General features: G+C 64.5%; 6 protein-coding genes. 2 read left to right on the top strand and 4 right to left on the bottom strand.

Annotation, left to right across the window (positions count from 1 at the left end; translation table 11 throughout):
• Positions 1-1,330: YhgE/Pip domain-containing protein (locus NA5_RS34590; protein ID WP_063813771.1), on the bottom strand; the 1,330-nt coding region annotated here is incomplete at its 3' end.
• 802 nt (positions 1,331-2,132) lie between these two features.
• Between NA5_RS34590 and NA5_RS34585 the strand changes: the two genes are divergently transcribed.
• Together NA5_RS34585 and NA5_RS34580 are read left to right on the top strand one after the other, a co-directional pair.
• Positions 2,133-3,287, top strand: a complete 1,155-nt coding sequence (locus tag NA5_RS34585) for a TetR/AcrR family transcriptional regulator (RefSeq protein ID WP_169811406.1) — start codon at positions 2,133-2,135, stop codon at positions 3,285-3,287.
• Between the two features lie 205 nt (positions 3,288-3,492).
• Complete coding sequence (locus NA5_RS34580) at positions 3,493-5,328, top strand: acyl-CoA dehydrogenase (protein WP_062993245.1); 1,836 nt, start codon at positions 3,493-3,495, stop codon at positions 5,326-5,328.
• Between the two features lie 193 nt (positions 5,329-5,521).
• On the opposite strand, the gene NA5_RS34575 is transcribed toward NA5_RS34580, so the two are convergent.
• The 3 genes from NA5_RS34575 to NA5_RS34565 all read right to left on the bottom strand — a co-directional run bounded on the left by NA5_RS34575 (position 5,522) and on the right by NA5_RS34565 (position 11,052).
• Positions 5,522-8,788: a protein kinase domain-containing protein gene (locus tag NA5_RS34575; protein ID WP_062993238.1), complete on the bottom strand. Its 3,267-nt coding sequence runs from the start codon at positions 8,786-8,788 to the stop codon at positions 5,522-5,524.
• A 382-nt stretch (positions 8,789-9,170) separates the two neighbouring features.
• Positions 9,171-10,076, bottom strand: coding sequence for a LysR family transcriptional regulator (locus NA5_RS34570; protein ID WP_062993237.1), 906 nt, complete (start codon positions 10,074-10,076; stop codon positions 9,171-9,173).
• Between the two features lie 40 nt (positions 10,077-10,116).
• Entirely contained in the window at positions 10,117-11,052 is a 936-nt protein-coding gene (locus tag NA5_RS34565; protein WP_062993236.1) for a dihydrodipicolinate synthase family protein, read from the bottom strand.
• Positions 11,053-11,055: the final 3 nt, after the last annotated feature.

The raw sequence follows: 11,055 nt of genomic DNA, 5'->3' as shown, positions 1-11,055 counted from the left end.
AGGCAGCCACGGAATCCATGACTTCCGCGACCGTCGCGTCTGTCGGTTTGCGGTGCAGTCCTTTGTGGTCGTAATAGCGGGTGGCGGTGGCGCCGAGCACGAGGCCGATAGTCAGTCCGATGAGCGTCATCCAAACCGCGCGACCAAGGCCCGAACCGGCTTCGGCATTGAAATGCAAGATGGCGCGAATACCGAGGTATACCTGGTGCATTGGTTCTAAGCGTGCCAGCCATACAAGTGGTTCGGGAATCGCTTCGATTGGAATGGTGCCGCCGGAGGTAGGTAGGCCGAGAACAACAAAAAGGACCAGGTTGATAAGCAGCCCCATAGTTCCGAATACAGCGAGGATCGACAGCGCTGTGACCCCGACGGCGATAATCGACATCGTGCTGTATAAGAAAAGCGCCAAAGGACGGTCGATGGGTGTCCCCAGCCAGTGCGCTACGCCCATGTAGATGCTGGCCACGATCGGAGCGATGCCGACCATGATGCTCCACTTGAGCATCAAGGTGCGCAGCCGCGAGATTTGTGCCCGAGGAACGTGGGAATACCACGGGCCGAGTTCGGCCGGTGCGAAGCCGAGTGACGAATCCACCATCCCATTGATCACCATCGCACCGGTAAATCCGGCTAGCAGCACTAGCAAGGTGTAAAGGAACGCGACCAAACCGTCTCCTGTCCCTGGAGGCAGCGGATGATTTGGGGCGACTACGAGTTCGACCGGTTCGGCGAGCATCAGCCGACTGAGACCGGCCATTGGTGCTTGGCTGCCCGATTGAATTTGGGTTTGCATCATCGTGGTGAGCTGCGTGCCGATGGTTTGGTTGGTCTGGCCGATTGCGTTCTCCGCGATGGTGCGCACCATTGAGGCCGCGAACGATCCCACACGGGGGTTGGTGATTACGGTGATCGTCGGGCGGCTGACATCGTCGTACGCGACGCTGGCCGCGCTGAAGATCGCCAGTCGATGGGTGAAGTCGCTCGGGATGACAATGGCACCGTAGAGGGTTCCGTCATCGAGCTTCTTCTGCGTTTCGGCCATGCCGAGAACCTGCAGGTCGACCTTGTCGGCGGGTATGTGCTCCACGAGCGCATCGGAGACCTGTTGACCTACATTGGTGACGTGGCCGCCGAGCATGTCGCCTTGGTCTTGGTTGACCACAGCGACCGGGAAATCGTGCATGTGTTTCGCTGGGTCCACGACATATGCCAGATACATCGTGGCTAACAGCGACATAAGCAATGAGACCACCACCGCCGGGCCGACCCACACCCGTGGGTGTGGCCGCTGGCCGCCCGCGGTGTCGCCGCTGGTACTCGATTCAGTCATGGTCGGTGCCGTCCTCCTTGTTGTAAGCCTGGACATTGCCGGCTGTCGATCACGTAGGGGCGGCAATCGGTGCCGCTCGGATCCAACACCCCAGGTCCGATGTCGGCAGCCCACCGGGCCGGCGCGGAGTGTGCTGACGCCGACGGCAACCGGCATGGCGAGCCTTTTTACTACCCCAGGCTAATATCGGATACAGCGTTCCCGATATTTCGCAGCCGCGTCAAGGCTTAGTGGTGGTTTCGTGATGAGCTGCACAACGGTGCGGCGATTATCTGCGGCGGACAGAGTGAACAGCTGTAGCAACATCTGTCATGGCGACGTCGGCTATGGCTTGTGCCGTGTGGACGGGATACCTGTCCGGCGACCCCGGCCGGGGTGACGTCCGCGTAGGTCCGTTTCGCTCAGGGGGCGCGTCCATCGGGAGGGTGATCCTGCTGCGTAACGACAACCAACTCTCGGGCATCACGACCGCTCCAAGTAGACAGGCGCTGCGGACCTGACGCCTGCGACGGCTGGGCAGCACTGGATCTCACTGGATAGGTTGCTCGAGGGACTCAAACGCTACGTCGCCCGCGAGCTCTACCAGCTCATCACCACCGACAAACCCCAACCCACCCCTTGATATCCCTAGGAGCATCCTGGCAGCCGCGGATTGCTCACCCAGCCGGGGCCGGCATGCCCGACGGCACGGTGCCGAGGTCGTAGTCGCGGTTGCCGCCTGGGAGACTGGTCGGTAATGGACACCAGCCAGCCCGTGCGATCATCCGTCCGCCGCCGACCGCGCGATCGTCGCGCTACGATCGTGCGCGCGGCGAGCGAGGCCTTCGCCCGGCAGGGCTATCACGGCACCTCGATGTCCGACATCGCTGCGGCGGTCGGAATCACCTCCACCGCGCTTTATCGACATTTCCGCAGCAAGCAACAACTGCTCGGACACTGTTTGCTCGATGGTCTGGACGTCACCGTGGCGCGGCTCGACAATGCCCACAGCGCCGACCCTTCGGGGAGATCGGTGCTGACCGAGTTGGTGCGGGTCGCGCTGGAATTGCGGGGTCTGCCGCGATTATGGCAGCTCGAGTTCCGCAACTTGCTGCCGACGGATCGCATCGGAGTGCTCGCGCGTGCGGTGCGTTTGACTTGCTATCTGCGCACCGCGATTCGCGCACGCCACCCCGGCCTCGCCCCGGCCGATGTGGAATTGCTGAGCTGGTGTGTGCTGTCGGTCGCGGTCAGTCCGTCCTACCACCGGGTCGAGCTGCCGGGACCGCTATTCGCCGAGGTGCTCGACAGGGCTGTGGCCGCAACGATCGACGTCCGGCTACCGACCGGCGTGGCCGCGGAGCGGCAGGCAGCGCGGTCAGGGTGGGTGACCGGTGATGCCGAATTCGATCGCGGCGTGCGACCGGAACGGTTGATCGTCGCGGCCGCGCGGTTGTTCAATACGCGCGGGTACGCCGCGGTGAGCATCGAAGACATCGGCGCGGCAGTGGGGGTGAGCGGTCCTGCGCTGTATCACCATTTCGCCGGTAAGGCGGAGTTGCTCAGCCAGATCATCGACCGCAACGATCAGTGGATCCGCCTCTACACGTCGCGAGCGTTGACCGAGGGCGACACCCCGCGCCAGTCGCTGTTGCTGCTGCTGTCCTACTTCGCGCGCTTCGCTGTCGAGCAGCCCGATCTGGTGGGGACGACGCTCAGCGAGGTCGCACATCTGCCGCGGGACCTGGCCGAGCGCTACCGGCAAGCGCATCGTGACGGCGTCATCCGCTGGGCGCGCATGCTGGAGACTGTGCGTCCCGAGCTGTCGTTACCGACGGCGCGAGTGTTCATTCAGGCCGTGACCACCGTTGTCATCGACGCGGCACGCAATCCGCGGCTGAGCCGCCGGGGTGACATCGTCGAGGCTCTGGTGGCTGTGGGCGACGCGATCGCGTTCTCCGGCGACACCCGCTCCTGATTCAGGGTAAGCGCTGTTCCCGGAAATTTATCGTTCATTAACTTACTGACCTTTTCGGGCTATTGCCGACTGGCCTGCTCAGACTGTAGCTTAGCGGCGAGTAACTTAGTGGTGCTCCCGAGCTGCCGGAGATGTCCGGGCGGTCGGCGGGCGCGCATATCATCTTGCCCGGCTACAGGCCGGGCCTGTGCGAAGGCGAGTGCTGGTGGGGCATTACAAAAGCAACGTGCGTGATCTCGAGTTCAATCTGTTCGAGGTGCTCGGTCTCGAGGCGGTCCTGCAGTCGGGGCAGTTCGGTGACCTCGACGGCGAGACCGTGCGGTCGATGCTGGTCGAGGCGGCGCGCCTGGCCGAGGGGCCGGTGGCGGAGTCCTATGCCGTCGCCGACCGCAACCCGCCGGTGTTCGACCCCGCCACCCATTCGGTGCAACTGCCCGAACCGCTGCGGCGATCCGTGCACGCCTGGCACGACGGTGAATGGTGGCGGGTCGGCAAGACCGAGGCGATCGGTGGGGTACCCGCCCCGCGAATGCTGATGTGGGCGATCAATGAGTTCCTGCTCGGCGCTCAGCCTGCGGCGTATATGTATCTCAGCGGCCCCGTCATGGCCGATATCGTGCACAGCATTGGCACCGAGGAACAGCGCCGCTGGGCAGAGCTTGCGGTGCAACGTAATTGGGGAGCCACCATGGTCCTTACCGAACCCGACGCCGGCTCCGATGTCGGCGCCGGGCGCACCAAGGCGATCCAGCAGCCCGATGGCACCTGGCACATCGAGGGCGTCAAACGGTTCATCACCTCCGCCGACTCCGGTGACCTGTTCGAGAACACCCTCCACCAGGTCCTCGCCCGCCCCGAGGGCGCAGGCCCCGGCACCAAGGGGCTGAGCCTGTTTTTGGTGCCGAAGTACCTCTTCGATCCGCAGACCGGTGAGATCGGTGACCGCAATGGTGTTTTCGTGACCAACCTCGAGCACAAGATGGGTTTGAAGGCGTCCGCGACCTGCGAGCTGACCTTCGGCGGGCATGGCACACCAGCCATCGGGTATCTCGTCGGCGAGGTCCACGACGGTATCGCGCAGATGTTCAAGGTCATCGAGGAAGCCCGGATGATGGTGGGCACCAAGGCCATCGCCACTCTCTCCAGCGGCTACCTCAACGCCCTCGAGTACGCCAAGACCCGCGTGCAGGGCAGTGATCTGATCCAGAGCGCCGACAAGAACGCGCCGAAGGTGACCATCACCCACCACCCCGATGTGCGGCGCTCGCTGATGCTGCAGAAGGCCTACGCCGAGGGACTGCGCGCGATCTACCTATACACCGCCGCCCACCAGGATACCGTTGCAGCCCAGCATGTTTCCGGTGCCGACGCCGAACTGGCCGCACGTGTGAACGATTTGCTGCTGCCGATCGTCAAGGGCGTCGGCTCAGAGCGGGGCTATCAGTACCTGACCGAATCCCTGCAGTGCTTCGGGGGCTCGGGTTTCCTGCAGGACTACCCGATCGAGCAGTACATCCGCGACTCGAAGATCGACTCGCTCTACGAGGGCACCACCGCCATCCAGGCGCAAGACTTCTTCTTCCGCAAGATCGCCCGCGACCACGGGGTCGCACTCGCGCACGTGGCAGGCAAGGTACGCGAGACCACCGAATCCACCACTGACGGCGACCGGCTCAAAGCCGAAAAGATCCTGCTCGCCACCGCCCTCGAAGACGTACAGGACATGGTGGGCAAACTGACCCAGCATCTGCTCGCCGCCCGCGAGCAGCCCACACAGCTGTACAAGATCGGCTTGGTCGCGGTGCCGCTGTTGCTCGCTGTCGGTGATCTCCTCGTCGGTTGGCGGCTCATCGTGGCGGCCGAAATCGCCCTCACCGCTCTGGATTCCGATCTCGGCGAGCAGGACCGGGCCTTCTACGACGGCAAGATCGCCGTGGCGTCATTCTTCGCCAAGACCGTGCTACCGCACCTGAGCGCCGAATGGTCAATGATCTCCGACATCGACGCCAGCATCATGGAACTCGACGAAGCAGCATTCTGACACGAAGGAACACCATCAGGACCACACCGGATTACACAGTGCGGCATGCAGGATGGTCGGGAGATGCGCAGACGGCGGGACCTGGGTGAGCCCGCCGGGCGGGAGCGGGTCCTTGCCACGGCGGGCAGCCGAGTGGCCCTGACCGCGATTGCGTCGACGGAGTTCTCGGACAGCCCCGGAGTGAGTTATGCGGTCAAGAACTCTCGCGCTGGGCTTCGTCGGCGATCCAGGCCGCGATCTGGGCGCGGGAGGTGAATCCGAGTTTGTTCAGGATGTGTTCCACATGCCCCTCGGCCGTGCGGAGCGAGATCACCAATTTCGTCGCGATCTGCTTATTGGTCAGTCCCTGGGCAATAAGGTCTGCGACCTGCCGTTCGCGCTTGGTCAATCGCAGTTGGGAAGCGGGTGCGGGGGCGGTCGGCGGCTCCCCGAGCGCATAGGTCACCGCAGCGTTGTCCGCCATGGCCTGGCCGCGCCGGAACGCGGCGTCGAATCGTCGTTCTCCGAGCGCGCTACGCACCGTGCGCTCGTATTCGTCGTGGACGTTGGTCAGCTTCGGGAAGACGGAAAACCTCGATGCGGAGGACCGCAAAAGATTCTCCGCGGCACCCATCAGCACGGCGGCGCGCTCACCGTTGTCGGCTGCGAAGGTCCAGGCCAATGCCTCGAGATCGAGCGCCGCGACGACGGGGCTGCGCATGCGCTGGTTTACTCGCAGCGATTCGCGCAGCAACTGTTGTGCGCGCGACCGCTCGCCTTGCAGCCACGCGGCAATGCCCAACCCCCACAGCGCAGTCGACCGATAAAGCGATTCGCCGCATTCCGCGGTGATGGAAAGTATTTCCTCATTGCAATCGATTGCCCGCGGTATATCGCCCTGCGCTGCGAAGGCCCAACCGAGCAGCATCAACGCGGAAATGTATAGGTACCCTCGCTTATTCGAGCTGAACGCCTCCACGGCACGCTCGAAGAAGGAGACCGCGCGAGCGGGATCGTCTCGATAAAGCGCCAGCATGCCGTCGGAGTAGGCGATCAGCGCCTGGTTCATGGGAGTGGGATCCTGCTCGGCGAGGGCGCGCGCCTGCTCCAGCAATGACGCTGCCGATCGAAGGTCCTGCTGCGCCGTGGCCATGACAACGCCGGCCTCGAGCGCCTTGACACGGTCGTATATCGAGCCCGCGTCCGGATTGGCCAGGGCGCGGTCGAGCCACCGTCGACCTTCATCGTACCGACCCCGAAAGCTCCAGAACCCGAATAGCGCATTGGCGGTGCGCAGCCCGGCATCAGCCGAGTCCGCACTGTCCTCGGAGAGGGAGAGCTCGAGGGCAGCCCGCAGATTCGGCTGCTCGCGATCAAGGCGAGCCAGCCAGTCGGGCTGGCGGTCACTGAACCAGTCCGCCACCCAATCCAGCACCAACCGCTGGCACCAGTCGCGCTGTCGTCGACGCAGCTCCCGGTCTTCGCCGGACTCTTGCAACTGCTCGCGCCCGTAGTCGCGCACGGTCTCCAACATCCGGAAGCGCACGACGCCATCCACTTCGTCGCGGTTCACAATCGATTTGTCGACCAGACAGGACAAGGCGTCCAGCAGATTCTCCGGCGCGATATCGGCGCCGCACACCTGTTCGGCGGCATCGAGTTCGAAACCGCCGGCGAACACCGACAACCGAGCCCACAGCCGCTGCTCGACCGGCGTGCACAACTGGTAGCTCCAATCGATGCACCACCACAGGGTCTGCTGCCGCCTCGGCGCGGTGCGACTGCCGCGAGTGAGCAGCGCGTACCGGTCGCTCAGCCGGGCCAGGATCTGCTCGGGCGACATCGCGCGCATCCGCGCCGCCGCCAGCTCGATCGCCAACGGCAACCCGTCCAGCCGCGAACAGATCCCGACCACCGCGGCCTTGTTCTTCTCGGTGACCTCGAATCCCGGCACGACCGCCGCGGCGCGCTCGACGAACAAACTCACCGCATCGTATTTGGGCAGGCCCCGCAGCATCAGCGGATCCCCGGAGGTCGGAACCGCCAACGGCCGCACCCACAACACCGCTTCCCCCGCGACGTCCAACGGTTCACGGCTGGTGACAAGAATCCGCACCTGCGGACACCTCACCAACAACTCCTCGACCAGCCCCGCCAACGCCTGCACAACCTGCTCGCCATTGTCCAGAACAAGCAGCGTCTCCCGCGGACGCAGGAAATCGACCAGCACTTGCCGCATCGACCGGGCCGAGTCATCCCGCAGGCCCATGCCAGCCGCCACAACGTTGATCAGCAACTCCGGGTCCCGCACGTCAGCCAGATCGATCATCCACACTCCGTCGGCGACAACACGTCGAGCATTCGACGCCACTCGCAACGCCAGCCGAGTTTTGCCGACACCCCCGATTCCCACCAATGTCACCAGCCGCGACACCGACAGCAGATTCTTGATCTCCGCAGTCTCGGTACGACGGTCCACGAAACTGGTCAGCTCGAGCGGCAACTCGCCAGTGCTACCGCGGATCTCTGCAGATGCCCGCGGCGGTGGCGTTTGGTCCTGCGGCCCGGGGGCGGCAGCGTGTGTGCCATAGACGGCCATATCGCCCACCTGGTATCCGTGGTCGTCCTGCACCTGCCGGATGACCTCGCCGAACGCCGCCGCCGACGGCCGCGCCTGCGGATCCCGCTCCATCGCCGATTCCACTAGCCCCGATAAGTCGTCGGGAATACCGCTATCCCGCAGATCCGGCACCGGCTGGCTGGTGATCCGCACGAACTGCGCCACCATCTGCTCACCGCTGCGACGCTCGAACGCGGCATGCCCGGTCAGCGCACAGAACAAGGTCGCACCGAGCCCGTAGACGTCCGCTGCTGGGGACGCCGTCTCGCCACCGAGTACCTCGGGGGCGGTGAAGGCGGGGGACGCGGTCAAAATGCCCGTGGCCGTCTCGAACCCGCCGGCGATATGCGCGATACCGAAATCGGTCAACGCCGGTTCGCCATAGTCGGTCAGCAGAATGTTCCCCGGCTTCACGTCACGATGCACGATGCCGAGCCGATGCGCGCTCTCGAGCGCACCAGCGATCTTCACTCCGATCCACAGCACGGTCTGCACCGGCATCGGCCCCTGTCGATGGATCCACGCGTCCAGCGAATCCAACGGGTAATACGGCATCACCAGATAGGGCCGCCCGCTGGCGGTGACACCGACCTGCAGCACGGTGACGATGTTCGGATGCCCGGTCAGCCGCCCCATCGCCCGCTGCTCGCGGAAGAACCGCCTTTGGCTGTCCTCGTCCAACCCCGCGGTCAGCACCTTGACCGCTACCGTGCGGTCCAGCGCCGCCTGGGTGCATCGATACACCACACCGAAACCACCACGTCCGATTTCTTCGGCGTCCTCGAATCCAGACGCGCTCAACTCGACCGTGACGGGCAGATTCACATCACGGCTGGTCCGCAGCGGGTCCTCATCGACCATCAGCGATGGGCGATCCACTCTGCAGTTGCACGAACATCGGGCGCCATGCGCTTACCTTTCGACAATCCCAGCCTATCGCCGACCATCGTGCACAGACCGCCCGTCCGAACCGCAGGCGCCCGACTTGCAGGCCACCCTGAACCAACTCGCCGCCTCTTCTGGTCGACACCGCGGCACGCCCTGCTCGGAACCAGTTGGCGGACAGTCTGTCCGTATTGAAGGCGGTCACCGACCAGCTGCGCGCGGATGCCGCGGGGCGCATCAAGGTGGCCAACATCGCATAGCCGCTATCCGAAACCTCGAGATCCGGGGTCGTCTCATTCGCGTCCACCGACGGGCCGAAAGCACCGACCAACGCACTTCCAATTGACTCGGTCGGGGGCTAACAGCGCAGCGCCCCTGCCGGAAGGTCTCTGGCCTCGGTGAGCGGAAGCTCGAGGGAGGTGAGCAGGTCTCGATACCGTTGCGCCAGTTGGGTCGGCGCGCTGCGGCTGTATGCGACGATCTCGCGGTAGACCCCGGGGCCGATCCGCCTGGTGTGCTGTACCCAGCCGCCGGGGACGACATTATTGGGCACAAGTGCTACGCCGAGGCCTTCCATCGCGAACAGCAGGGCGGCGGTCACCTGCCCGGTGCGAGCCACGGCACGAGGGGTGAATCCGAGGCTGCTGGCTATCCGGTCGGCGATTTCACTCATGCCCTGCTCGGGCTCGTAGAGGATCCAATCGGCAGCGGCGAGTTCCTCCGGTCCCACCGAGGAACCCGTATCTCCTCCCGCCGGGCCGACCAGCACCATCTCCTCGTAACCGAGTGATACGACCGGTCCGTCCCATGGGTCGGGCCGTGGGCCGACCGCGATATCGCCCTGGCCACTGCGAACAGCGTCCTCGAGCGCACGCCGATGCGAGAAGTCGTGCACCCGAAGGACGGCGGTCGGGAAAAGCGCGTGCCACCGTACCGCGCTCGGGGGCAGTATTCCGGAGGCGACCGACCGCACGGTGAGCACGTGCACGTCGCCGCTTCGCCCCTCGACAACCTGATGTACCGCGTCCGCCGCTTCCTCAGCGGCCCGCAATACACGCTGCGCCTTGGGCAGGAAGACGCGTCCGGCCGGTGTGAGGGCAAGACCATGTGGTCCGCGTTCGAGCAATGCCGCGCCGAGTTCTTTCTCCAGCAGGCGTATCTGCTGGGACAGCGACGGCTGCGAGACATACAGCCGCGCCGCGGCGGCGCTGAACGACCCGCTTTCCCAGACGGCGAGAAAATACTCGAGCTGACGCAGTCGCATCAGATGACGTTACCGGCGCTGGGATATGCAGCGAAAAGGATCACTTGACCAGTTTGACGCGGCTGTCTCGGCGACCGAGCCGCGCGAGCAGATAGTCGATTTCCGCCCGTGCTCGGTTCGACAATATGCCAGCCGGTGCGCGCTGAGTATCGGAGGTGAGCAGCCCGCGCCGCATCATGACGTACTTGCGTACGGCCAGGCCGATACCCGGTTGCTGTTCGTACCGCAATAGCGGTAGGTGGGCGTCGAAGATGTCATGGCTTTCCTCGATACTGCCAGCAGCGGCATAATCGACCACGTCGACCAACATTTCCGGAAAGCAATATCCGGTCATGGCACCGTCAGCCGTGCGCTCGACCTCGAAATCGAGGAAGAGCCCCCCGTTACCGCACAGGATAGAGATCCGCGGCATTGCACCGTCGGCTTCGAGGTTGCGCAGTGCACTGATTTTCTCCAGCCCCGGCCAGTCCTCGTGCTTCAGCATCACATAGCTGGGTACGGCACGGGCAATGCGTGCTATGACCGGGGCGCTCATGACGACCGAGAACGACAACGGATAGTCCTGCACGACAAGGGGAACCGAGTCGCCGAGCGCTGCCGCGACGCCCTCGTAATAGCCCACGATCTGATCGTCGGTGCGCAATGTGTTGGGCGGTGCGACCATGACACCCGCTGCCCCGGCCGCCATGACTTCGGAGGTGAGTTCGCGCATCGCCGCGTAGCCCGGGGCGGATACGCCGACAACCACTGGGAGCTGGGTCCGCCGCAGTACCCGGCTCACGATTTCTATCGCTTCGTGCTGCGCGAGTTTCGGCGCCTCACCCATCTGGCCGAGCAGGGTAATTCCGGTGACACCGACCGATTCGTAGAAATCGACGAGTCGGCACAGCGAATCGAAGTCCACCGCGCCTTCCTCGTCGAAGGGTGTGGGCGAAATGGCGAAGACGCCCTTTGCCTCGCGAGTGAGCAGGGCCATGGC

Origin of the sequence: Nocardia anaemiae NBRC 100462 (genome assembly GCF_001612725.1) — a bacterium.
Classification (GTDB): Bacteria; Actinomycetota; Actinomycetes; order Mycobacteriales; family Mycobacteriaceae; genus Nocardia; species Nocardia anaemiae.
Note: the sequence above shows the minus strand (reverse complement) of the source record. Positions and strands in the feature narration are given on the sequence as shown.

Coding starts and splice junctions, on each gene's coding strand:
- NA5_RS34575 (WP_062993238.1), bottom strand. CDS start 8,788: ATGGTCGATGAGGACCCGCTGCGGACCAGCCGTGATGTGAATCTGCCC.
- NA5_RS34570 (WP_062993237.1), bottom strand. CDS start 10,076: ATGCGACTGCGTCAGCTCGAGTATTTTCTCGCCGTCTGGGAAAGCGGG.
- NA5_RS34565 (WP_062993236.1), bottom strand. CDS start 11,052: ATGGCCCTGCTCACTCGCGAGGCAAAGGGCGTCTTCGCCATTTCGCCC.